The organism is Micromonospora sp. DT227 (assembly GCF_049841835.1).
Taxonomy (GTDB): Bacteria; Actinomycetota; Actinomycetes; order Mycobacteriales; family Micromonosporaceae; genus Micromonospora.
The window spans coordinates 304,109-327,574 of record NZ_JBNCLA010000008.1 but is presented as its reverse complement, the minus strand read 5'-3'; the positions used below and the strand labels follow the sequence as shown (position 1 = coordinate 327,574).

General features: G+C 76.0%; 15 protein-coding genes. 11 read left to right on the top strand and 4 right to left on the bottom strand.

Annotated features, from left to right (window positions below):
* Window positions 1–162 precede the first annotated feature (162 nt).
* From ACLQ2W_RS25970 to ACLQ2W_RS25955, 4 genes are all read left to right on the top strand, one after another.
* Window positions 163–1,602: a chitosanase gene (locus tag ACLQ2W_RS25970; RefSeq protein ID WP_425789457.1), complete on the top strand. Its 1,440-nt coding sequence runs from the start codon at window positions 163–165 to the stop codon at window positions 1,600–1,602.
* Between the two features lie 81 nt (window positions 1,603–1,683).
* On the top strand, window positions 1,684–2,208 hold the full coding sequence (locus ACLQ2W_RS25965) for a hypothetical protein (protein ID WP_425789455.1): 525 nt from the start codon (window positions 1,684–1,686) through the stop codon (window positions 2,206–2,208).
* 202 nt (window positions 2,209–2,410) lie between these two features.
* The gene (locus tag ACLQ2W_RS25960) at window positions 2,411–3,124 is read left to right on the top strand and encodes an anti-sigma factor family protein (protein ID WP_425789453.1); all 714 of its coding nucleotides are present in this window, start codon (window positions 2,411–2,413) and stop codon (window positions 3,122–3,124) included.
* Window positions 3,121–5,775 carry a LuxR C-terminal-related transcriptional regulator gene (locus tag ACLQ2W_RS25955; protein WP_425789451.1) on the top strand — a complete coding sequence of 885 codons (2,655 nt, stop codon included), beginning with the start codon at window positions 3,121–3,123 and terminating at the stop codon, window positions 5,773–5,775. The genes ACLQ2W_RS25960 and ACLQ2W_RS25955 overlap by 4 nt, the downstream gene beginning before the upstream one ends.
* Here ACLQ2W_RS25955 and ACLQ2W_RS25950 read toward each other — a convergent pair.
* Window positions 5,738–8,584: a helix-turn-helix transcriptional regulator gene (locus ACLQ2W_RS25950; RefSeq protein ID WP_425789449.1), complete on the bottom strand. Its 2,847-nt coding sequence runs from the start codon at window positions 8,582–8,584 to the stop codon at window positions 5,738–5,740. The two genes, ACLQ2W_RS25955 and ACLQ2W_RS25950, sit on opposite strands and share 38 nt — an antisense overlap.
* A gap of 124 nt (window positions 8,585–8,708) precedes the next feature.
* Here ACLQ2W_RS25950 and ACLQ2W_RS25945 point away from each other — a divergent pair, with 124 nt between their 5' ends.
* The 3 genes from ACLQ2W_RS25945 (at window position 8,709) to ACLQ2W_RS25935 (ending at window position 11,275) form a co-directional block, all read left to right on the top strand.
* Entirely contained in the window at window positions 8,709–9,647 is a 939-nt protein-coding gene (locus tag ACLQ2W_RS25945; protein WP_425789447.1) for an RICIN domain-containing protein, read from the top strand.
* A gap of 162 nt (window positions 9,648–9,809) precedes the next feature.
* Window positions 9,810–10,184 carry a WhiB family transcriptional regulator gene (locus ACLQ2W_RS25940; RefSeq protein ID WP_425789445.1) on the top strand — a complete coding sequence of 125 codons (375 nt, stop codon included), beginning with the start codon at window positions 9,810–9,812 and terminating at the stop codon, window positions 10,182–10,184.
* Between the two features lie 101 nt (window positions 10,185–10,285).
* Window positions 10,286–11,275 (top strand): RICIN domain-containing protein, encoded by a 990-nt coding sequence (locus ACLQ2W_RS25935; protein WP_425789443.1) that lies wholly within the window; start codon window positions 10,286–10,288, stop codon window positions 11,273–11,275.
* A 57-nt stretch (window positions 11,276–11,332) separates the two neighbouring features.
* On the opposite strand, the gene ACLQ2W_RS25930 is transcribed toward ACLQ2W_RS25935, so the two are convergent.
* Together ACLQ2W_RS25930 and ACLQ2W_RS25925 are read right to left on the bottom strand one after the other, a co-directional pair.
* A complete protein-coding gene (locus tag ACLQ2W_RS25930) occupies window positions 11,333–13,552 on the bottom strand; it encodes a hypothetical protein (RefSeq protein WP_425789441.1) in 2,220 nt (739 codons plus the stop codon).
* Window positions 13,553–13,568: 16 nt separating this feature from the next.
* A complete protein-coding gene (locus ACLQ2W_RS25925; protein WP_425789439.1) occupies window positions 13,569–14,630 on the bottom strand; it encodes a hypothetical protein in 1,062 nt (353 codons plus the stop codon).
* A gap of 160 nt (window positions 14,631–14,790) precedes the next feature.
* Between ACLQ2W_RS25925 and ACLQ2W_RS25920 the strand changes: the two genes are divergently transcribed.
* Window positions 14,791–15,387, top strand: coding sequence for a sigma-70 family RNA polymerase sigma factor (locus ACLQ2W_RS25920; protein ID WP_425789437.1), 597 nt, complete (start codon window positions 14,791–14,793; stop codon window positions 15,385–15,387).
* Window positions 15,388–15,395: 8 nt separating this feature from the next.
* The gene (locus tag ACLQ2W_RS25915) at window positions 15,396–16,607 is read left to right on the top strand and encodes a S8 family serine peptidase (RefSeq protein ID WP_425789435.1); all 1,212 of its coding nucleotides are present in this window, start codon (window positions 15,396–15,398) and stop codon (window positions 16,605–16,607) included.
* On the opposite strand, the gene eccCa is transcribed toward ACLQ2W_RS25915, so the two are convergent.
* The gene (eccCa, locus tag ACLQ2W_RS25910) at window positions 16,513–20,520 is read right to left on the bottom strand and encodes a type VII secretion protein EccCa (protein ID WP_425789433.1); all 4,008 of its coding nucleotides are present in this window, start codon (window positions 20,518–20,520) and stop codon (window positions 16,513–16,515) included. The genes ACLQ2W_RS25915 and eccCa overlap by 95 nt on opposite strands.
* 134 nt (window positions 20,521–20,654) lie before the next feature.
* Between eccCa and eccD the strand changes: the two genes are divergently transcribed.
* Together eccD and eccB are read left to right on the top strand one after the other, a co-directional pair.
* The gene (gene eccD, locus ACLQ2W_RS25905; RefSeq protein WP_425789431.1) at window positions 20,655–22,052 is read left to right on the top strand and encodes a type VII secretion integral membrane protein EccD; all 1,398 of its coding nucleotides are present in this window, start codon (window positions 20,655–20,657) and stop codon (window positions 22,050–22,052) included.
* Between the two features lie 5 nt (window positions 22,053–22,057).
* On the top strand, window positions 22,058–23,449 hold the full coding sequence (gene eccB, locus ACLQ2W_RS25900) for a type VII secretion protein EccB (RefSeq protein WP_425789429.1): 1,392 nt from the start codon (window positions 22,058–22,060) through the stop codon (window positions 23,447–23,449).
* The last annotated feature ends 17 nt before the right edge of the window (window positions 23,450–23,466 follow it).

Here is a 23,466-nt window from a genome sequence, read left to right as displayed (position 1 = left end):
ACCCGCGCACGCGGCCGGTGACACCATCTTCACGCCGGTGATCGGTTCTGCCATCATCTGTCCGGCTCCAGCACACGCTGCGGCACCGGCAAGTCGACGTGAGGGGGCGGGGTGCCGCAGGGCCGACCGACCGCGCGATCCCGATTCCGGCCCGGGCTCCCGATGCTCGCCTGGCCGGCGATCGTCGTGGTGATCGTGGTGGGGTTGCTCGTGGTGTGGGCGATCGAACCCGACCGCAGGTTGACGGTCACGCCGGAACAGCGGCTGATCATCGAGAAGATCCGCAGCGTGCTCATGCACGACGCGGACGCCCCCCAGTACGGGCGGGTGGTGGACCAGGCCGACGGGCGCGGCTACGTGGCGGGCACCGGCGACTTCTCCACGGCCGGCGGTGAGATCGTCGCGGTCCTGGACACCTACACCGCCCGGGTCGGCGCCAACCCGCTGTCGCTGACCTACCTGCCGGTGCTGAAGCGGCTGGCCGACCGGCGGAGCCCGGCGGTCGGTGAGCTGGCCGGGCTGCCCGACGCGTGGCGCCTGGCCAGCAAGGACCCCCGCTTCCGGCAGGCCCAGGACGACGTGGTGGACGACAGGTACTACCAGCCGGCGATGCGGACCGCCACCGACCTCGGCCTGACCACCCCGCTCGGCCTGGCCGTCATCTACGACACGCTCCTGCAACACGGCGACTCGGCCGATCCGGACGCGCTGCCGTCGATCATCTATCGGACCGAGGTCCGCGCCCACGGCCGCCCGGGGAAGGTGCCCGAACGCGACTGGCTGTCGGCGTTCCTGGCGGAGCGGAGGGCGACGTTGACCAACCCGTCGACCGCGCAACGCCGCGCCACGTGGCCGTACACGGTCGGTCGGGTGGACGCCCTCGGGACGCTGCTGGCCGACGGACACGACGACCTCCGGCCACCGCTCACGCTGAGCCCGTACGGACGCCGGCACGTGCTCGACCTGACGCCCACGATGCCGACTGTGGCGGACAGCACCACTCACCCGGCCGCCACGCCCTCGCCGTCCGCCGTCCCTCGTTCGACCTCCCCGCGCCCGGCCGTGCCGTCGCCCACGCCGGTGGGATCACGCGGACCGTCCGCCACGACCGGCCCGCCACGACCGTCGAGCAGCCCCCCGGCCGCGCCGACGGCTGCCGCGCCCCGCGACGGGCTGCTGGTCCGGGTGGTCGCCACCAGCGGCAGGTCGATCGGGGTGGCGGACGGGGCGTCCTTCGCCGGCGCGAAGATCGTCCTCAGTGGGGGGACCGGGGCGGCCGAGCGGTGGCGCCTCATCGCCGCGACGTCGGGCTGCTTCCACCTGGTCAACGTCAGGTCGGGCATGGCGCTCGACAACCCGGACGGGACGTGGACCAACGGCGTGCAGATGCAGCAGTGGGAGTACGGCTGGGGCACCACCAACCAGAGCTGGTGCTTCACCTCCGTCGGCCGGGGCCGGTACTCGATCCGCAACCTGACGAACTACTACCTGCTCGACGTCCGCGACGGCGGCACCACGGACGGCACCCCGGTCCAGCAGTGGGGCGCCGACGCGGCGGCTCCGAACGCCAACCAGACCTGGCGTCTCGTACCGGCTGGCTGACGGCGACGAACCCCGCGCCCGGTCGGTCCGTTGTGACTGGCGAACGACTTCGAGCGACGGCGGCAGGGAAGGCGGGCAGCCATGCCAGCGATCAGGGTAAGGACACAGCCGGGGAGCGCACCCACCCCGATCCGCAAGCCTGACGGCACGTTCTACCGCTTCGAGCTGACCGAGCCGGGCGACCGCTGGCGGGCCTACGCCGACGAGCCGGCCGACCTGGTCGCCGAGCTCGCGCCCTGGTACGCCGCGGGGTCGGCGGCCGGTCGGGCCGCCGCCCGACGGTCGATCGCGCAGCGGCTGCGGGCGGTCCTCCAGTCACAGTTGCTGGCGTTCAGCGACGCTCGGGGACACACCCCGGAGCAGATGCACGCGCTCCGCGGCACCGCCGACCCGGCGGCGATCACCGTCTGGACCACCGAGACGCCGCTGGTGTTGATCGAGGGCGCGTACGCCCCGGCCGGGCTCCTGCCACGTCCGGTGGCCGAACCGCCGGCGGAGATCCTCTGGATCGACCCCGCCAGCGACGAGAGCCTGCTGCGCTCGCTGCACTACCTCGGCGCCCTGGTGCTCGAGGAACTGGCCGAGCGCACCGCGGACCGGTCGTGACCCGTCGGTCCGGAAGGCGTCTACCACCGCTCGTTGAACGCCAGCCGGTAGCCGGTCCCCCGGACGATCGCGATGGCCACCGGCGCGCCGCGAGCGGGTTTCGGCCTTGTGAAATTCTGCCCGTCGGTCGAACGAGTGAGCCTTCCCATCCGATGTCAGAGCGAGATCAGCGGGGTGACCCGTCAGGAGGAGACGCGCCAGCATGGATGCCACCAACGGTCGGGGCGGATCGCACGTCAGCGATCAGATCGACCTCTACCTGACCGGAGCGCTGGACGCGGAGCGCGAACAACGTTTCGAGGAGCACCTGTTGCGGTGCGCCTCGTGCCGCCGGGAGGCGGACGAGTCGAGTGAGGTGGCGCTGGCCGTGGCCGCGCTGCCGTCCGGGTTCGTCGCCGAACTCGAAGACGCGGACCGGTCGACGCCGGCGGGCGGTGACCGCGCGTCCGGCGCGGCGTCCGCCCGGCCGGCCGGCCGCGGCAGCTCCACCTCGGACAGCCGGCGCCCGCCGCCGCGCCGCCGCTCACGTGCCCGCCCGGTGCTCGCCTATCTGGCCACGCTGCTGGTCGGCGCGCTGCTCGGCGGCGGCTGGACGCTCTACCAACACCGGGAACCGGACCCGGTACCCGCCGCGAACGGCACCGCGACGGGGACGCAGGGCCAGCTCGCCGCCACCGTCACGCCCAAGCCCGGCGGCGCCGAGGTACGCGCGGTCACCGTCGGGCTACGCCCGGGCGTGCGGTACGAGCTGCTCGCTGTCAGCACCGACGGCCGTACCCTGGTGGTGGCCGACGGCGTCGCCGCCGGCGGTCCGCAGACGATTGTGGGGACCGTCCGGCTGCGCCCCGACCAGTGCCGCTTCTTCGCGGTGATCCAGGGAGCGGGAGACGTCCTGCTGGTGGCTCCCGCCGCATGACCGCACCGGGACGGACGCCGGATCGCGCGCCCGGGCCGGTGGACGACGGGGCGGACCGACCGCTCGTGGGCCGCGAGTCCGAACTCGCCACCCTCGTCGCTCTCCTGAACCGGGCACGGGCCGGGCGCGGCGGGGTGGTGTGGCTGGAAGGCGCGGCCGGCCTCGGCAAGACGGCCCTGCTGTCGGCGCTGCTGCGCCGGGGCACGTCGACCGGCTGCACGGTGCGGGCCGGCACCGGTGACGACCCGAGGTCGCTGGACGCGGTGTGGGGCCTCACCGACCACGGGCCGGCTCACCCGCCGGGGATCACGGAGTCCGTCGACCAGATCGACGCCGCGGTCGCCGCGCTCTGCGCGAGCGGCCCGGCCGTGCTCGCCCTGGACGACCTGCATCGCGCCGGCCACGCCACCGTGCTGGCCTGGAACCGGATCAGCCGATCGGCGGCCCGGCTTCCGCTGCTCCTGGTGAGCGGTTGCCGGCCCACCCCGTACCGGGAGTCGGTCGCGACGCTGCGCGAGCTGGTCGCTCAGCACGACGGTGAGCTGCTGGTGCTGGGCCCGCTCGGGGACGCCGAGATCGTCACCGTGGCGGCCGGGCGCCTGGGCGGCCGACCGGGCCCCCGGCTCGGACGCTGTCTGCGGGCGCTCGGCGGCAGTCCCGCGCGCGTGCTCGGCCTGCTCGACGACCTGGACGCGGCGGGCCTGCTGCGCCGCGCCGGCGGGCGGGTCGAGCTGGGCGGCGACGACGACCGCGCGGCCGCCGCGCTCGACCGGTACGCCTGCGCGGGGGTGGCCGAGCCGAACCGTCCGATCGTGCGGATGGCGGCGCTGCTCGGGCCGAGGTTCGACGCCACCGAACTGGCCGCCGCCGGCGGGCTGCCACTGCCCGCCGTCACCACCGCGCTGTCCGACGCGGTCGAGGACGGCGTGCTCGGCGACGACGGCGACCGGTTGTCGTTCCGGCACGACGTGGTGCGGGACGCCGTCGCCCGGTCGTTCCCGGTCGCGGCCCGGCGCGCGTTCCACCGGGCCGGCGCGCTCGCGTTGCTCGCCACCGGCGCCGAGGCCGGGGTGGTGGCGAGGCACCTGCGCGAATCCGGAGAGCTGCCGCCGGCCGCCCGCGACTGGCTGGCCCAGCTGCCGGAGTCGACGCTGCTCACCGACCCGGCGCTGTTCTCCGACGTGCTGGGCCTGGGTCCGGTCGACGCCCGCCGCTGCATGCTCGACCACTGGTTGGGCCGGCGCCAACGGGCGGCCCGCACCGCGCTCGCGCTCGCGACGACCGCCGAGGCCCGCCCCGGGGCCGCCGCCGACCTGCGCCGGCTCGCCGTTCGCGCCCTGGTCCGCGACGGGAGCCTCGCCGACGTCGACGCCATCTGCGCCGACACCGACGATCCCCGCCTGGCGGGCTGGCACGCGGTGGCGCTGGCCGGGCTCGGTCAACTGGCCGCCGCCCGGGAACGGATCCGCGGCCTGGCCGCCGCGCCGCAGGACGGGCCGACGGCCGCCGTGCTGGCGCTCGCGAGAGTCCGCGCCGGCGACGGCCGGCTCGTCGCGGACCACCTGGCCGCCGTCCGCGACGGCCTCGGCGGCGACAGCGAGTCGACCGAGCTGCGCGGGTTGCTGCACGGATGTCTGATCGACCTGCTCGTGCAGACCGGTCCACCGGACGCGCTGGCCGGGGCGATCCTGGAGGCCGGGCCACTCGCGGCCCGTACCGATCCCGGCCTCGCCACGTGGCTGCGTGCGACGGCGGCCCGCGCCGGCTACCTGGCCGGCCGGTGGGACCTCGTCGGCGATGCCGAGCCCGGGCTGGCCGCGCTGGTGGCCCGGCACCGGTCGCCCCCGGACGCCACGACCGCCAACCGGTCCCTGAGGTCCGTCGGGCGCGAGGACGAACTCGACGCGATGGCCGCCGAGCAGGTGGGCGATCTGGCCGGGGCGTTGCGGGCGCGGCAGCGGGCGCTGGCCGCCGCGCTGGAGGCCCGCCCCGCCCGGCTGCACGGCGCCGAGCACGTGGTCCGCCTCGCCCTCGCCGTCGGCGACGACGTGGCCGACGTCGTCCGCCGCTGCGAGCGGGCGGCGGCCGAGGAGGCGCTACCGGTGCAACTCGCGATCGCCGCCCTGGTACGCGCGATGCCGGACGCCGACCCGGCGGCGCTGAGCCGCGTCGTCGAGCAGCTCAGCCGGCGCGGGGCGCCGCGGCAGCACGCGTACGGGCTGGAGGAGCTGGCGGTCGCGCTGGCCCGGGCCGGTGACCGGGCCGGCGCCGGGCGGGCGCTGCGCGAGGCCGTGCGGCATTACGCCTCGGTCGGGTCGGTCTGGGAGATCGCCCGGGCCGACCGTCGGCTCGGCCGCTACCGGGTGCGCCGCCGGACGCCGGCCGACCAGCCCACCTCCGGCTGGGCCGCCCTGACTCCGGCCGAGTTCCGGGTCGTCCGGTTGGTCGCCCGGGGGATGTCCAACCGGGACATCGCCGACGAGCTGTATCTCAGTCAGAACACCGTACAGACGCACCTGGCCCGGATCCGGGCCAAGCTCGGCGTGCGGTCCCGGCTGGACATCGCCAGGGCGGCCGGATTCCAGGCCGAGCCGGGTGGCGAGGTCGGGCCGGTCAGGTGCCGACGGTCCGGGCCCGGGCGGCGGACGTGACACCGATGCGGGCCGGTGGCACGGCGGCCGGTTCGTGGAGCGCCACGTCGCGGGCGAGCTCGGTGCGGGAGCGCCGGCCGAGCTTGCGGAGCACGTTGGACACGTGTGTCTGCACGGTGTTGCGAGACAACATCATCTCCCGGGCGATGTCCGGATTGGACAGTCCCTGGGCGACCAACCGGCTGATCCGCAGCTCGGTGTCGGTCAACGACTCCCATCCGTGCCGGACCGACCGCGGCGACACCCGGGTGCCACGACGGATGCCGTACGGACGGAACCGCGCCGCGGCCCGGCGGAGGTCCCAGTCCGCGCCGACCCGCGCGTACTGCTCGCTCGCCCGCAGATAGTGGTGACGCGCCGCGTCGACGTCGCCGGCGCCGGCCAGCAGCACCGCCGCCTCCTCGGCCGCGAACGCGCTGAGCAGGGGCCACCCCCCGGCGAGGAACCGCTCGGCGACCGCGAGCAGGCCGGCCGCGTCGCCGTCGAGCATCGCCCGGCAGGCGACGGCGCAGAGCTGCCCGTCCCGGCTCGGCGGCCGGGCGGCGTCCACCGCGACGCCGGCGGCGCGCGCGATCTCGTCGGCGCCGAGAACCCGGGCCAGGCGGATCAGCGGGAGCGCGTCGGCGCACCGACCGTCGCGCTGGACCCCCGCCGGCAGGTCCAGATAGCGGGCCCGGAACAGCAGCGCCTGCCGGTGGTCGCCGGCCGACTCGGCGCGCAACGCGAGCGCCTCGTCCAGGTGCGGGCCGGCAGCGGCCGGCAGCTCGTCGGGGTCGGGGTCGGGGATGCCGGCGGCCCGCAGGTGGCGGTTGCCCTCCTCCGGCTCCCCACGCCGGTAGGCGATGACCGCACGCATCCCGTGCAGGTAGCCGAACGCCGGGTGGCGCAGCGCCGACGCGTCCATCTGCGCGATGTGCATCAGGGCGTCGTCCCACCGGCCGCACCCGAACAGGAAGCCGGCGGCGTGGGCGTGCACCGTGGAGGTCCGGTACGTGCCGACCCGCTCGGCCGCCACGAGCACCTCGTCGAAGGCGGCCTCCGCCTCCGGCGATCCGAGCGCGCCGAGCCGGGCGGCCCGGTTGCCGGCCATCAGCAGCCGCTGGTCCAGCGACTCCGGGTCGTCGCCGAGCACGGCGAGACCCGCGTCCAGGTGGGCGATCAACCGATCGCCGCCGTCGACCACGGCCAGGGCGCTGTGCGCGTAGGCGACACCGAGCGGATCACCGATCGAGGTGGCGAGCGCGAGCGCCCGCTCCCCCACCGACCGGGCCGCCTCGGGCGCGCCGGCGAACGCCTGCGCGTTCGCCGACCAGGCAGCGGCCCGGGCCCGCCAGAGCGGCGTGGCGGCCGGGTCGGTGACCGAGGGCGCGACGACCCGTACCGCCTCGTCGAAGCGGCGCAGCCGGGACAGCGAGCGCAGTACCTGGATCCGCAGCCGGGCGGCCAGGTCCGGGTCACCGGCCGAGGCGATCGCCTCCGCGCCGAGCCCGGTCACCGTCTCGTCGTCGCCTACCCAGAACGAGACGAGCATCAACTGCCGGACCAGGACCGGCCGCCGGCCGTCGGTGTCGGGTACGGCGTCCACGGCACGGCGCAGCAGCCGGGCGTACGCGGCCGGGGCCGCGTAGAGCGTCGACTCGGGCCGCTCGGCGAGCCAGCCCAGGGCCCAGCCGGGAAGCGGGTCGGCCGCCGCGGTGAGGTGCCCGGCGACCGCCCGGTCCGCCCGGCCCCCGTCGGCGAGCGCCCGGGCGATGTGCCCGTGCAGGCCGGCGTGCAACGCGGACGGCGTCTGGGTGAGCAGGACCTGCCGCAGCAGCTCGTGCCGGAACCGCACCCGGTCGGCGGCCAGCTCGACCACGCCGGCGGCCGAGGCGGCGGCCAGCGCGTCCGTCGCCTCCCGCGCCAGCACCAGGCGCAGATCCTGCCGGGTGAAGTCGTTTCCCAGGAACGCGGCCAACCGCATGGTCTGCAGGCAGTCCGGGCTCAGCACGCCCAGGTGGCGCCCCACCGCCCCGGCCAGGGTCCGGGGCACCAGCTCCGCCACGCAGAGCTCGACGGAGCCGTCGGCGAGCATGGTCAGCTCGTCCTCACCCAGCGTGCAGAGAATCTCCCGCAGGTAGAACGGGCTGCCGGACGCCGTGTCGAGCAGGGCCGACAGCCGTGGCCCGGGCGGTCCGGTCAGATGGGCCCCGGCGAACGCCGCCACGTCGTCCGCGCTCAGCGCGGACAGCGTCAACGTGACGGTCGCGGCCCGGTCCAGCGGGTCGCGAGCGCCGCCCGGCTCGTCCCGGTCGGGCCGGGCGGTCAGCACGAGCAGCAGGGGAAGTTGGTCGACCTCCCGGCCGAGCCGCTCGGCGAACGCCACGCTCGCCTCGTCCGCCCAGTGCAGGTCCTCCAGCACCAGGACCAGCGCCTGGTCCGCGCAGAGCTTCTCGACCAGCTCCACCATCCGCTCGGACGCCGCCAGCACCGGGTCGGCGTACGGCAGCTCTCCGGCCGCCTCCCCGGTGAGCAGGCGGGCGATCTGCGCGCGGACCGGGTCGTCGGACCAGGTGGACACGCCCAGCGCGTAGGCCGCCACACACAGCGGGAAGACCTGCATGAGCTGATCGGCGTGCCCGATGTGCACCCGGCAGCCGCGCGCGGCCGCCCGCTGATCGAGCTCACCCACCAGGTGCGACTTGCCCAGGCCGGGGCCGCCCTCGATGCGGAGGACACCGCCCCGCCCCGCCACGACGTCGTCGAGGGCGGCGTCGATGCGGACCAACTCGGCGCTCCGGCCCACGGTGACGCGATCGGCGAACCGCACCGTCTCACCATAACCACGACCGGTCACCGCACAAGTGGCCGACTGTTCGCCGTACCGATCGAACGACCGGCCCTCGCTGGACGTTGTCGATGGCGAATCGTCGATCCGGAGGAGGCGTGGGAGCGTGAAGCGTTCCGCGAACGAGGACGACGGCTGGGCGTCCGACGACGCGTTGTTCACGCGACGCGGCCCGATCCGGTCGCACCGGCGGTCCGGCCGCCGGCGGACAGGGCTCGTCCGGTTGGGCGCCGTCGCGGTGGCCACCTCGCTCGCCGCGGCCGGCTGGACCACCGTGGCCGGACTGTCCGACCGGGCACCGACGTCCGAGGCCGATCCGTCCTCGACCGGCACCGAGGCGCCGGTCGAGCCGGCGCCGCCCGAGGGGTGGGGCGACGCGACGGCGAGCCCGACGCCGACGGCGCGGCGGGCCCCGACCAGCCCGCCGGCCAAGGGCCCGGCCGGCCCGGCGGCGCCACCGGTGCCGGGGCGGTCGGCGGCGCCGGTGTCGCCGGCCGGCCCGGCGGCGCCACGGCCGGCCCCGACCACCCCGCCGGCGACGGTCAGTGCCGGGCCCGCCCCGCCACGGGCCACCGCGACCGCCGGGCCGTCGGCGGTCGCGCCCGCCAACGGTCTGGTGGTCCAGGTGACGAGCCGGGCCAGCGGCCTCCCGGTCGGGGTACGGGGAGGATCAACCTCCGACGGGGCCTCGGTCGTGCAACGGTCCACGGCCGGCGCGGGCACGCGATGGCGCCTGGTGTCGGCCGGGTCGGGCTGCTACCAGTTGGCCAACGGGTCCTCCGGCAAGGCGCTGGACCTCACCGACGGCAGTCACGCCGACGGCACGCCGATGCAGCAGTGGACCCTCGGCCCGGGCAACATCAACCAGACCTGGTGCTTCCACTCCGTCGGCGGCGGCTGGTACTCGATCCGCAGCGCCGCCAGCGGAGCGCTGCTGGACCTGCGCGACGGCGGCGCCGGTGACGGGGTGACGATCCAGCAGTGGGGCGCCGACCCCACCGCGCCGAACGCGCACCAGACCTGGAAGCTGCTCCCCGCGGGCTGACGGGCGGCACGTCGTGCGGGTGCCGGGTGAACCCGGGGCCCGCCTGTTCGTAGAGAACGGTGAGTCTCCGCCGTCGTACCGCCGGTGGGCTGCGGTGGCGGGCGAACGGAAGTGGTGCCGGGTGGACCCGGCACGACCTTCCACATCCGGAGGAGGTGGGACGTGGGCGAGGCGACGGCGTCCGGTTGGTGGCGGCAGGCCGCCTGTGCCGGCTCGGACGCCAACTGGTGGACCGACAACTGCCCGGACCGGAGCCTGGCGGTACGCATCTGCCTGGGCTGCCCGGTGCGCAAGGCGTGCCTGGCCGACGGGCTGGCCAACGGCGACAACGGGATCATCCGCGGCGGCATGCTGCTCTATCGGACCCGGCGGCGGACCGAGGCGGTGCCCCTGCTCTGCGCGCAGTGCAGGCGTTCCCCGGTCACCTGTGGCCGCACGGGCGCGGGACGGTACTGCGGTCAGCGGTGCGCGGCGATCGCCCGCAGCCGGCGGGCCGCCGCCCCGGCCCGCGTGGGCCGCCGCCCGCACCTGTGGTGAACCCGGACGGCCGGCGGTACGTAGTGCCGGGGATCGTCGTTTCGGACGGGCGGAACCGACCGCCCCGCCGGATCGACACGGCGGAGGGGGAAGACACGACCGTGAACCGAGATCCTCATGAGGACGAGTGGGACCAGGCGCAGGACTGGGAACGCGCCAGCGGTGACACCGATCAGGACGAACCGCGTCTGGTGTGGACCGTCGCCGAGTCCGAGGCGGCGGAGACCGACGGGAGCACCGACGGACCGGCCGACCCGGACGCCACCGCCGCGCCGGACCGGCCGCGCCGGCCGGCGGCGCCGGTCAAGGTCGTCGTCGCGGCCGGCGTGCTCCTGCTCGCGGCGGCGATCTGGGTGACCGCCGGCGGGGACGGGTCGCGGCCCACCACGTCGCCGCCGTCCGGCGCCGAGATGCCGGAGCCCTCGGCGGTGCCCGAGCCGGGCTTCACCGAACCGCCCACGGAACCCACCGAATCCCCGAGTCCCCCGGAGCCGACGTCGGCGCCGGCGGCGAGCGATCCCGCGCCGATCGCGGGCCCGCCCTCGCCCGCCACGTCGCGGTCCCCGGCGGCGCGACGCCCGACCGCGCCCCGTTCTCCGCAGCCGTCGGCGGTCCGGCGGGTCACCCGCCCCGACCCCATCGCACCGCGGGCCGGGGTCACCGTGCGCCTGGTCAGCCTCGCGACCGGCAAGTCCGCCGGGGTCAGCCAGGGTTCGGGCGCCGACGGGGCGCGCATCACGCAGAGCGGCGACGCGGCCGGCTCGGCGCAGCACTGGCGTATGGTGGCGGGCCCATCCGGCTGCTACCAGCTGATCAACGTCCGGTCCGGCAAGTCGCTCGACAACACCGACGGCACCTCGACCAACGGAACGCAGATGCAGCAGTGGACGTGGTACCAGGCGAGCGCCAACCAGTCCTGGTGCTTCCGGAGCGTCGGCTCCGGACGGTACTCGATCCGCAACATGACGAGCGGATTCCTGCTCGACGTCCGGGACGGTGGCACCGCCGACGGGGTCGCGGTCCAGCAGTGGAACGCCGACCCGGCCGCCCCCAACGCCAACCAGACCTGGCTGCTCGCCCCGGTCTCCTGACCGCGGCGCGGGGCCGCCGCACCGACGCGCGCCGGCCGGTCGTCAGGAGACCGGGCGTCACCCGAGCCCGGCGAACGGTCGGCCGGCGTCGGCGAAGCCGATCGGCGCGATCAGCGAAGCGTCCCCGTCCGGCGCGTCGGGCACATCCCGACGCAGTCGGGCGAGCAACTCGTCCGGATCGGCCGGCCGACCGGCGCCGAGATCGGCGAGGTACACCCGGAGCCGCTCGCCGACCGGGTCGACGGCGAGCACCTCGAAGCGGCTGCCCGGGGGGAACACCGCGACCGGCGCCCCGGCGACGAGGACGCCGTCCAGACGGCGGGCGGTCATCGACCAGATGACGTACTCGACCGACGCGGCACGGTGGCCGCCCGGGACCAGTCGCGCGTCGACGAACCCGGGTTCGGTGAGGTGCTGGCCGGGCGTGCCGACCGCCGGCACACCGGTGGCGGCGAAGACCGGACCGAACACCACCGGCAGCAGCGGCAGCGCCGCCACCACGCCGTCCGCGACGGCCGCCGCCCGTGCCGCCCGGTCGCCGTCCACCGGCTCCGATCCGGGTGCCGGCGCTTCCCGCAGGTAGGCGTTGACGTCGGTCCGGTCGTGCGTGCCGTAGGCCCGCAACGCCACCAGCTCCGGGCGCGGTTCCTCGCCCGGCGGCCCTGCTGCCCTGCGGTGCGCGTCGGCCGGCTCGGCGGCGTACCGGGGAAAGGCCGGGCCCCGCGCGGCGAGCAGCCCGGAGGCCGGGTCCATCCGCGTGTCCTCCGCGTCAGCGGCGGCGGGCGCGGACGCGGGTGGCGGGTGCGGCGTCGACCGGGCGGCCAGGCCGTCCAGCCCGGCACCGGAGGCCGGCAGGACCGAGCCGACCGGGCGCGGCGGCGCAGCGGGCCGGTGGGCGCGGAACCCGGCCGAAGCCAGCAGCACCCCGGTCGCGGTGAGCGCCACCGGGCCGGCCGAGGTGAGAACCGTGGCGTCCCGGGCGGCGGCCAGGTCCGCGGCGAGCGAGGTGGGGCGGCCATCGTCCGGCCCGGTCAGGACCAGCGGTCCCACGCCGGGTCCCAGGACCGCGGTGAGCAGGTCGGCGAAGTCGGTCGCGTCGATCACCCGGTCACCGACGACGAAGCCGTCGTGGTCGGTGGCGACCTCGACCACCGTGCCGGCGGCGGCGGACGTGACGCCGAGGTCGTCGGCGCCGTCCAGGAACGACCATCCCGCGGCGGTGGCATGGCCGGTGACCGGCCGGCGGCCGGAGGTGTATGGACCGGTGCGCGGCGTCGGGCCGGCCGGATCCGGGCCGGGTGGGGGCCAGGAACCGCGGTGCGGTGGCGGACCGGCGGCGCCCGCGGGTCGCCCCGGGTCGGCGGCGTCCGGCGGCACGCCGCCGACCGGGTCGGGGCCGTCGGCCGACGGGAACTCCCCGACCGCCGCGACCACCGTGCCGTCGGAGGCCACCGGCACCAGCCGCCGGCCGGTCGGGGTCAGTGCGGGCACCGCCGAGCGAAGCCGCACCGGCAGGTGACGCAGCCGTGCCGGGGGTGTGCCGGCCGGCACCGCGCCGGGCAGCAGCACCAGCCGGGACGCCGGATCGGGCCGCAGCGCGGCCACCGCCCGGCACAGTTCCGCCACGGGCACCGGCGCGCCGCACCCGCCGACGAAGATGGTGGCGGCGTCCGGCTCCCGGGGCAGGCCGCCGACCGTCCCGCCGGGCCGGACGTCCGGCGGAACCAGCCACAGCCCGGCGGGCACCGGGCGGGCCACCAGGTCCGGCCCGGCCCACCGCTGCGGCGCGGGCAGCGTCGACCACGGCGGCGCGGGTGACCAGGGCGGTTCCTCCCGTTCCTCGGCCGGTCCGGCGCCGCCGACGGCGTACCATCCGGCCCCGGTGTCGGGCAGATCCGGGCGGCGACCGTCGGGCTCGGCCACCGAGACGCAGGTGCCGTCCCGCGCGACCGTGACCGGGCCGAGCGCAACCGTGACCGGCCGGCCGAGCCGGCGGGCGACCAGACGGGCGCCGTCGCGGCGGGCCGCCGCGTCCGGCCCCCGACCGAGCAGGACGAGCCGCAGGCGGTTCTCGGACGGCGGTGCGCCCGCCAGGGCGTCGGCGACGAGTGCGAAGAGCCCGTCTCGACCGGTCACCGCCGGCGCGGTCACCAGCACCGTCTCCGGGTGGGCCCGCTGGAGGGCGGTGGTCACCGCCCGTAACGCGCCCACCGGTCCGGTTCCGCCCCGCAGCAGCAGCGCGGCGCCGAGCGCCTCGACGGCGACCGCGGCGCTCACCGGCCGTCCCCGGCCCTCACCACGGACCTGCCGTTCCCGCGTCGGCCAGCGCCCGCACCGCGAACTGGGCGGCGACGGTGTCCGGTGCCCCCGCCCGGTAGCCGGCCGAGCGGATGTGCCGCAGGAAGTCCTCCTCCGGTGCCAACCCGTGGGTGCGCAGGTAGTAGGCCACGCCGTCCGACCACACCCACGCGCCGTCGGACCGGCAGGTCATGGGCACCACGGCCGGCCCGCCGCCGACGACGTCGTCCATCAGGGCCGTGCTGGCCAGGACCGGCACGCCTCCGGTCAGGAAAGCCAGAATCCGGTCCCGCTCGGCGGCGTCGAGATCCTCCCGGCCGGACGCGACGCCCGGCTGTACGCCCGGATCGAGCAGTCGTGCCACCCGGGGCCGGACCCGCGCGGCAGGGGCCGCCCCGGTGCCGTCGGCGGCCCAGATCAGCGCCGCGACGGCGAGGGCGGCCCGCTGGTACGGCGGCAGGTCATCCGGCTCGGCGAAGAGCTCGACCTGCGGGTCCGTCTCGCCCGCGTGCTCCAGCACCTCTTGCAGGCGGGCCGCGACCAGGGCGAGCAGTTCCCCGTCGGCGGCGGCCCGGACGAGGTACACCCGTCTCGGTGGCGGCCACGCCGTCGGCCGGTCCGGCGACCGCCAGACCCGCCACACCGCGCTCGCCGTCCCCTCGGACTCCAGCTCGACCGCGTCGACGCAGGCCCGGTCGATCCGGTCGAGGTCGTCGGCCACGCCGTCCGTCGGTGCCGGGTCCGCCGCGCCGGCCGGCGGGACCGGCTCGGCGTCGGGGAGCGGACCGGCCGGCGGGGTACGGGTGAACACGACCGGCGGGAGGACGGGCCGGTCACCGGCGCGCAGCACCGGCGGAACCTCGCCGAGGGCGGCCCCGATCCGCTCGGCGTCCCGGTCGACGAGGGGGAACCGTCCGATCGTGGCCGCGTATCCGACCATCGCGGCGACGTCGCCGGTCACCCCCCGGACGAGGCTGTCGCGGGCGACGCTGACCAACGCGTCGGGCACCCAGCCGGCGACCCGGAGGAGCAGGTGGTGGTACGCGGCGACCGTCACAGGACGCCTCCTTCGGAAACGGTCGGGCAGTGGTCCGTCACCGCTACTTCGTCGCGTCGGTGCGAAACGTTCACACGCGTGCAAGAAATCACTGGGCTCAACGATGTCTCGCCGGTCGGATCGCGGGAGCGTCATGACAGTGACGACAATGGAGGGTCCGATGACCGCGATGGCCGATCATCCCGCCTGGAACCCGCCCCGGGGGCGGTCGGGCGAGGCGCGGCAGGCCACGCCGGCGGATGCGGCGGCCACCCCCACGAGCCGGGCCGACGCCCAGCTCACCCGGCTGCACGAGCTGCACAGCAAGCAGTTGCTGAACTATCTGGTCAAACTCACCCTGGGCGACCGCAAGCTGGCCGAGGATCTGTTGCAGGAGACGTTCGTCCGCGCCTGGCGTCACCTGTCCCGCCACGGTGACACCGACATCGACACGTTCCGGCCGTGGCTGTACACGGTGGCCCGGCGCCTGGTCGTGGACATGCTGAGGTCGCGCCGGTCCCGGCCGTCCGAGGTGGTGATGGACGATCTCACCAAGCTGTCGGTGTCCGAGGACACCATCGCCGACGTGGTGTCGGCGCGGGCGGTCCGCGAGGCGCTGCTGCGGTTGCGGCCGGACCAGCGCGGTGTGCTGATCGAGCTCTACTTCCACGGCCGCACCCCGAGCGAGGTCGCGGAGCGGCTCGGCGTCCCGGTCGGGACGGTCAAGTCGCGGGCCCACTACGCCAAGCAGGCGTTGCGCACGTATCTGAACCAGTAGGAGCGCCGATGCCCCTCTCGTCCCGGCCGGTGGCCCGGGCCGGCGCGTCGTGCGCCGCCGTGGCGCTGATCGCCGGCCTGCACCTGGCCACCGCGATCCCCCCGGCGGTCGCCGACGAGGACCCGCCCGCCCTGCCCGCCGCGCTGACCGGCTGCGTCGGGGAGTCCCCGGTCCGGTACGGCGAGCGCACCCCGTGGCCGGTCGCCCGGATGGCGCCGTACCTGACCCGCTCACTCAGCCAGGGCCGGGGCGTCCGGGTGGCGGTCCTGGACTCCGGCGTCAGCGGCGCCGCCGCCGGCCTGCGCGCCGCCGTCGCGCCCGGCCGGGACGTGGTCTCCGGCGGCCCCGCCCGGTCGGACTGCCTGGGTCGGGGTACGGCGTTGGCGGCGATCGTGGCCGCCCGGCCCACCCCCGGCACGGGCGTGGTGGGGATGGCCCCCGAGGCCACCGTGCTGCCGTTCCGGATCATCGGCCCGCAGCGCCGTACGACGCCGGCGTCCATCGCCGACGGCATCGACGCCGCGGTGGACGCGGGCGCGGACGTGGTGCTGGTCGGCAGCGGCCAGGTGGCCGACACCCCGGCGTTGCGCGCTGCCGTGACCCGGGCCGCCGGGCGCGACGTCCTCGTCGTCGCGCCGGTCGACGACGGGCCGGCGTCCACGACGGGACAACCGCCGCCGGTGTGGTATCCCGCCGCGTACCCGCAGGTCCTGGCGGTCGGTGGGGTCGACGCGAACGGCCGGGGCACCGTGCTGGCGCTGCCGGCGAGCGGCCTCGACGTGCTGGCCCCGGCGAAGGACGCGGTCGTGCCCGGCCCGACCGGCGCGGGCCACTACACGGTCGGCGGGACGGCGGTGGCCGCCGCGCACGTCGCCGGCGCCGCCGCGCTGGTCCGCGGGTACCACCCGGAGCTGACCGCCGCGCAGGTCCGGGACCGGCTGGTCAGCACGGCCGAGCGGGCGCCCTACGCGCCGGCCGGCACGGTCGACCCGTACGCCGCGATGACGACGCTCGATCCCGGCGCGGCGACCCGACCGGTCCGGCTCGACGCGGGCGCCGTCTCGGTCGCCACCGCCCCGCCGGCCGATCCGGCGGTCGCCCGCTCCGGGCTGCTCGCCGCCGCGATCACGGTGGTGGCGCTGCTGATCGGCGCCGGGGTCCGGATCCGGCGGGGACACCGTCGGCCGGCGTCCCGGGGTCCGGGTACGGCGTCTGGATGACCCTCGCCCCCCGGCGGGTGCAGAGCAGCGCGCGACCCGGCGGCAGGATCCTCGGCTTGGTGTTGCCCAGCAACGGGCCCTCACCCGGCGGGCAGGACAGCACCACGTCCGGGCTGTTCGTCTCCTGTAGACGGCGGACCAGGGGATCCATGGACATCCGCATCGCGCCCGCGGCCGCCCGGGTCAACACCATGTGGAACCCGATGTCGGTGCCCTGCGCCAGGTACGGGACCAGCCGCAGCAGCGGACTCTCGTGCCCGCCCATCATGTCGTAGTCGTCGACGAGCAGGTACAGCCGGGGACCCGACCACCAGTCCCGGGCCCGCAGTTGCTCCGGCGAGACGTCGGTGCCCGGCATCCGGTGCTTCAGGCCCTCGATCGCCTCGGCCACCGTGGCCTTCGTGGAGTCGACGGACACCGAGTAGCCGAGCCGGTACGCCTCGGGGATCCGGTCGAACAGCGCCCGCCGGAAGTCCACCGCCATGATCCGCACCTCCCGTGGCGGGTAGCGGCGGACCAGCGCGTCCGCCACGTACCGCAGCAGGCTGCTCTTGCCGCTCTGCGCGTCGCCGAGGACGGTGAGGTGCGGCAGCTCCTCGAAGTCGTGCCACACCGGCTGTAGCCGCTCCTCGTCGATGCCGATCGGCAACCGGAGGTCGCCGTCGGCCGCCGGCAGCTCGGCCGCCGGCAGCACCGCCGGCAGGGTGCGTACCCGGGGCGCGTCCGGGCCGTCCCAGAAGTCCCGGGCCGCCGCGGCGAGCGCCCGGGTGCCGTCGGCCACGCCGGCCGGGTCGGCGACGCCGTCGATCCGGGGCAGGGCGGCCAGGAAGTGCGCCTTCTGCGCGGTCAACCCGCGCCCGGGTACGTGCGGGACGGTGGCCGCCGCCCGCAGGTCGATCGCCGAGTCGACCGGGTCGCCGAGGCGTAACTCCAGCCGGTTGCCGATCAGGTCCCGCATGCCGTGGTGCACCTCCGACCACCGGGACGCGGTGAGCAGCAGGTGGACGCCGAAGTTGAGGCCCCGGGCGACGATCTGTCGCACCGTCGCGTCCGCCGCCTCGAACTCCTGACGCAGCGTGAACCAGCCGTCGACCACGAGGAACACGTCGCCGTACGGGTCGTCGTCCAGCCCGGCCGCCCGCCGGGCCCGGTAGGCGGCCATGCTGTCCACGCCCTCGGCGGCGAACCGCCGTTCCCGCTCCGCGATCAGCGCGCTCACCTCGGCGATGGTGCGGGTGACCCGGTCGGCGTCGAGGCGGCTGGCGACGCTGCCGACGTGGGGCAGGTCGGCGAGCGTGCCGAGCGTGCCGCCGCCGAAGTCGAGGCAGTAGAACTGCACCTCGCGGGGGCTGTGGGTGAGCGCCAGCGCGCAGATCAGCGTGCGCAGCAGGGTGGACTTCCCGCTCTGCGCGCCGCCGGCGATGCCCAGGTGGCCGCCGGTGCCGGACAGGTCCACGACGAGCAACTCGCGGGCCTGGTCGAACGGCCTGTCCACGAAGCCCACCGGGACCACCAGCAGGCTGTTGCCCGGCCAGCCCACCGCCCGCAACCCGGCCTCCGGGTCGGGGGCCAGCGCCGGCAGGAGCTGGTCCAGGGTCGGTGGTTGCTGGAGCGGCGGCAGCCAGACCTGGTGCGCCGGTGGGCCCTGGTCGACCAACTGGTCCACGACCACGTCGAGCACGCTCGGGCCGCGCTCGTCGGGCGGGTCGGCCGCCGCCGGTTGATCCGGCGGCTCGGTCGCCGCGACGGGGATGTGCAGGAGCCGGTACGCCACCACCTGCCGCTGCACCACCGCGAGGTCGAGCCGCTTGTGCTTGGGCCGGTGCGCCCCGGACACGTAGGCCGCCTTGAACCGGAGCAGCGACGACACGTCGGCCCGCAGGAAACCGTTCCCCGGCTGGGTCGGCAGCTCGTGCGCGTCGGGTACGCCGATGGCGGTGCGGGACTCGATGGCGGAGAAGGTGCGCAGCCCGATGCGGTACGACAGGTGTGTCTCCAGCGCGGCGATCCGGCCGTCGTCCAGACGCTGGCTGGCCAGCAGCAGGTGCACCGCGAGCGACCGGCCGAGCCGGCCGATCATCACGAAGGTGTCGATGAAGTCCCGGTGCGTGGCCAGCAGCTCGCTGAACTCGTCCACCACCACGAACAGGGTCGGCAGCGCGTCCAGCGGCTGCCCCTGGGCCCGGGCCCGTTCGTACTCCAGCACCGAGGTGAACCCGCCGGCCTGCCGCAGCAGCTCCTGGCGGCGGATCAGCTCGCCGTGCAGCGCCTCGCGCATCCGGCCGACCAGCGCGGCCTCGTCGGCGAGGTTGGTGATCACGGCGGAGGTGTGCGGAAGCCGGTCCAGGCCGAGGAAGGTGGCGCCGCCCTTGAAGTCGACGAGCACGAAGTTGAGGATCTCCGACGAGTGGGTCATCGCCAGCCCCAGCACGATGGTGCGCAGCAGCTCGCTCTTGCCGGAACCGGTGGCGCCGATGAGCATCCCGTGCGGGCCCATGCCGTCCAGGGCCGACTCCTTGATGTCCAGCTCGACGGGCGCGCCCTCGGCGTCGATGCCGATCGGGATCCGTAGCCGGCGGGCCGGCGGGCGGGCGGCCCAGGCGTGAGTCAGGTCCAGGTGGCTCAGGTCGGCGACGCCCAGCAGCGTACCGATGTCGAAGTCGGTGGTCAGCGCCTCGGCGGCCGGCTCGGTGGTGATGCTCAGCCGGTACGGCGAGAGAATCCGGGCCAGGCTGCGGGCCTGGGCCGAGGCCAGTTCGTCCGGCCGGGCCAGGTTGGACCGGACCTCCCGGCCGACCTGGTCGTGCTTGACCTGCTCCAGCCCGGAGTCGGTGAGGTCGGCCCAGAGCAGGCCACGCGGCACCGTGGTCGGTGGCGTACCCAGGTCGATCAGCACCGCGTTGCGGTAACCACCGGACAGCAGGCGGGAGCCGGCGGGGATCCGCCCGCCGTCGCAGACCATCAGCACGAACGGCTCGTCCCGGCTCGGTGTGGCGCCCGGCTCCCACCGGGGCCGGGCCAGGAAGTCCTCCCCCAGCAGCCGCTCCACGGCGTCCGTGCTGGCAGCCGTCAGCCGGGCCGGACCCGCCGCGTCCTGTTCGGTGGGGTGTTGCAGATGCGGCAGCCACTTCGCCCACTCCCATGCCTCGGTGGCGTCGTCGGACAGGCACACCGCGATCATGACCTCCTCGGGCGCGTGGAACGTGGCGACCTGCGCGATCAGCGCCCGCGCCACGGCCCGGCACCGCTCGGGGTCGCCGGTGATCCGGATCTGGTGGAAGCCGGGCAGGAACAAGGCCACCGGCAGGTCGGCGACCGTGTTGTAGGCGTTGATGAACCGTCGCAGCGACTTCGCCGCCAGCGGTTCCAGGTCCTCGATCGGCTTGGTCTGCAGCGGCGCCATCCGGGTCGCCAGGCGCTGCCGGCCGGTGCCCACGCGCACCTCCAGGAAGTCCGGGTGGCTGGGTCGCCGTTCCCACCGCCGTGTGGTGAGCGCCACCGACCAGAGGGCGGACGGGTCGGGGTGCCGCCAGTCGGACGCCTCCCGCTGCTGGTCGATGGACCTGCGGACGCGCTTGCGCTGCTGCGACAGGTAGCGCAGGTAGTCGCGGCGGTCGCCACTCATCCGGTGCTTGCGCTCCCCGGCGCTCATCGCCAACTGGCCGACCAGCATGCCGACCATGGCGACGCCCATCATGCCGGCCATCACCCAGGTGAGCACTCCGCGGCCACCGCCGAGGAACATCATCGCCATCACGCCGGACATCAGCATCATCGGCAGGATCGTCATGACGCTACGCAGACCGCCGGGTGTGACCTCCGGCAGCACCGGCGGCTCCTGAAGGCTGATCTCGCCCGAGGGCGTCTCCGGCCCGGTCCGCCGGGCCGGGCGCCGGAACACGACGGTGCTCACCGTTGACCTCCGATGCCGGCGGTACGGGGTCGCCGGCACGAACTACAACGCACGATCCGAGGGAGGAGGGTCAGTGGGAGCAGATTTTTCCGCCGCCGGATGAACTCGGCCGGCACCCATCCGTTGATTCGGCCATGACTGTCTCGGCCACCGGTGAGATGTGCCGCCTCACCGTCTGCGGGCCCACCCGCCAGGTGGAGGTGGCCGTACCGACGCACGTGGTGGTGTCGGACCTGCTGCCGGTGCTGGTCGAGCACCTGGGCGAGAACCTGGTCGAGACCGGTCTGCTGCACGGCGGCTGGGTGCTGCAGCGCCTCGGCGCCGCGCCGTTCGACCAGGGTTCCACCGTCGCCATGCTGGGCCTGCACGACGGCGACCTGGTCCACCTGCGTCCCCGGTCCGAGCAGATCCCGCCGGCCGACTTCGACGACCTGGTCGACGGCGTCGCCACCGGGATGAAGCAACGGCCCGGACGGTGGCGGCCGGAACTGAGCCGGTGGGCCGCCCTGGCGGCGACCGTGCTGCTGGCGGCCACCGGCGTCGCGGCGCTCGCGCTGCCCGGCCACGCCGGCCACCGGGCGGGCGCGGCCGGCGTGCTCGCCGCCGCCTGCCTGGTCGGCGCGCTGGTGGCCACGTTCGCCGTCGGGGATCGGCCGTTCGGCGGCGCCTTCACCGGTGCCGCCGCCGGGTACGCCGGCCTGGCCGGCCTGCTCGCGGTCGACCCGCGGGTCGGGGTGGTCGGTCTGCGGCCGGACGGTCCGGGCCTGTTCGCCGCCTCGGTGGCCGTCCTGGCCGTCGCCGGGATCGCCGCGACGACGACGGCGCACGCCCGGCCGACACTGCTGGCCGTGCTGGTGGCCGGCCTGCTCGCCGCGGGGGCGACCGCGCTCTCCGCGTTCGCCGGCCTGACCGCGGTGCAGGCGGCCGGTGCGATGCTGGTGGCGGCCACCCTGGCCACGATGGTGGTGCCGCTGGTCGCCTTCCGGCTCGCCGGCCTGCGAATGGCGCCGCTGCCCACGCAGCCGGAGCATCTCCAGGAGGACCTCGACCCTATTCCGAGCGGCACGCTGCTGCCCCAGGCCGCCGTCGCGGACCGGGCGATGACCGCGCTGTACGCCGGGATCGCCGCCCCGACGGCGGTGGCCGTGGTCGTGGTCGGCCTCGCCCCGGGCTGGGCGCCGGCCACCCTGGTCGGCCTGGTCGCGCTGGTCCGCTGCCTGGCCGCCCGGACGATGACGAGCGCGTGGCACCGGCTGGCCCAGCTCGCGCCCGCCGCGGTCGGCGCGGTCACCCTCGCCCTCGGCGCGGTGGCGTCCAGCGGCCCGTTGGCGCGGGTCACCGCCCCGGTGCTCGCCGTGTCGCTCGGTTCCGCCCTGCTGCTGCTCATCGCCCGGACCATGCCCGATCGCCGACTCACCCCGTACTGGGGTCGGCTCGGGGACCTGCTCCAGACGCTGGCCGCCACGGCTGTCCTGCCGGTCCTCCTCGCCGTGCTCGACGTGTACCGGTTCGCCCGCGGGATCGGGGGCTGAGCGCGGTGCAGTCGAGACGGGACCAGGTGCAGGCCCAGTCGTACATGACCGGCCGGCTCACCGCCGCCCTGGTGATGGCCGAGCCGGAGGCGCTGGAGAACCCGCACCGGCGGTTGCTCACCGGGATGATCGCCGGGCTGCTGGTCGGTTGCCTCGTGGTCGCCGGGGCCGTGGTCTACGGCCTGCTCAAGCCGGGGGGCGCCACCCGCTGGCGGCAACCGGGCACGCTGATCGTCGAGAAGGAGTCGGGCGGCCGGTTCGTGCTCGTCGACGGCCGGCTCCGGCCGGTGCACAACTACACGTCGGCGGCCCTGATCTTCGGCCGGCGGCCCGCCCTGGTGACCGTCTCCGCGGCGTCGCTGACCTCCGTACCCCGGGGCACGCCGATCGGCATCGTCGGCGCGCCCGACTCACCGCCCGCGCCGGCGGGGCTGGCCGGGGTGCGGTGGAGTGTCTGCGCCCTGGGCGGGACGGACCGGGTCGGCACGGCCCGTGCCGGCACCCTGCTGACCCTCGCCCCGGGCGCCGGCGGAACCCCGCTCGGTGCGGACGGCGGCTTCGTGGTGACCTCGCCGGGCGGGCAGTTGTTCCTGATCTGGGACGGGCAGCGCTTCACGCTGACCCGGCCGTGGATCCCGCGGGTGCTCGGCTACTCCACGGCGCCCGTGGTCGCGGCGAGCTGGCTCGACCAGCTTCCCCCAGGCCCGGACGTCACCCCCGTGCCGGTGGCCGGTCGGGGCGCGGCCGGCCCGGTCGTCGACGGGCAGCCGACCCGGATCGGGCAGGTGTTCGTGGCCCGCGTCGTCGGCACCGCCGACCGCTACTTCCTGCTGCTGCGCGACGGGCTGAGCCCGCTCGCCGAGACCGCGCTCGCGCTGGTGCTCGGCGACCCGGCGACCGCCGCGGCCTACCCGGGTTCGACGGTACGCCCGCTGGACCTCAGCGCCGGCGCGCTCGGCGGGCTACCGATGTCGAAGCAGCCGGCGCTGCCGGCCGGTCTCCCGCCCCGGCCGCCGGCGGCGGCGAGCCCGGCGGCCGGCGACACGTGGTGCGTGCAGTGGTCCACGCCGGAGCTGCCCGCCCGGGTGACCGCGCGGGCGGTCCCGACGGTCGTTCCCGCCGGGGACGCGCCGGGCGTGCGCCGGACCGAGCAGACCGCCACTTCGGTGTCGGTGTCGCCAGGGGTGGGTGGGCTGGTCCGGCAGGGTCGCGCCGGGCAACTGAACGGGACGAGCTACTTCCTGGTCACCGACGCCGGGGTGAAGTTCCCGATCGCCGGTGCCGACGTGGTCCGGGCGCTCGGCTTCACCGTCGAGGCGGCCCGGGTCGTGCCCGCCAACCTGCTGTCCCTGCTGCCGACCGGGCCGGTCCTGGACTCGGCGGCGGCGAGGAGGTGACACCCCGACGATCCGCC

Coding starts and splice junctions, on each gene's coding strand:
- ACLQ2W_RS25970 (WP_425789457.1), top strand. CDS start 163: ATGCTCGCCTGGCCGGCGATCGTCGTGGTGATCGTGGTGGGGTTGCTC.
- ACLQ2W_RS25965 (WP_425789455.1), top strand. CDS start 1,684: ATGCCAGCGATCAGGGTAAGGACACAGCCGGGGAGCGCACCCACCCCG.
- ACLQ2W_RS25960 (WP_425789453.1), top strand. CDS start 2,411: ATGGATGCCACCAACGGTCGGGGCGGATCGCACGTCAGCGATCAGATC.
- ACLQ2W_RS25955 (WP_425789451.1), top strand. CDS start 3,121: ATGACCGCACCGGGACGGACGCCGGATCGCGCGCCCGGGCCGGTGGAC.
- ACLQ2W_RS25920 (WP_425789437.1), top strand. CDS start 14,791: ATGACCGCGATGGCCGATCATCCCGCCTGGAACCCGCCCCGGGGGCGG.
- ACLQ2W_RS25915 (WP_425789435.1), top strand. CDS start 15,396: ATGCCCCTCTCGTCCCGGCCGGTGGCCCGGGCCGGCGCGTCGTGCGCC.
- eccD (WP_425789431.1), top strand. CDS start 20,655: ATGACTGTCTCGGCCACCGGTGAGATGTGCCGCCTCACCGTCTGCGGG.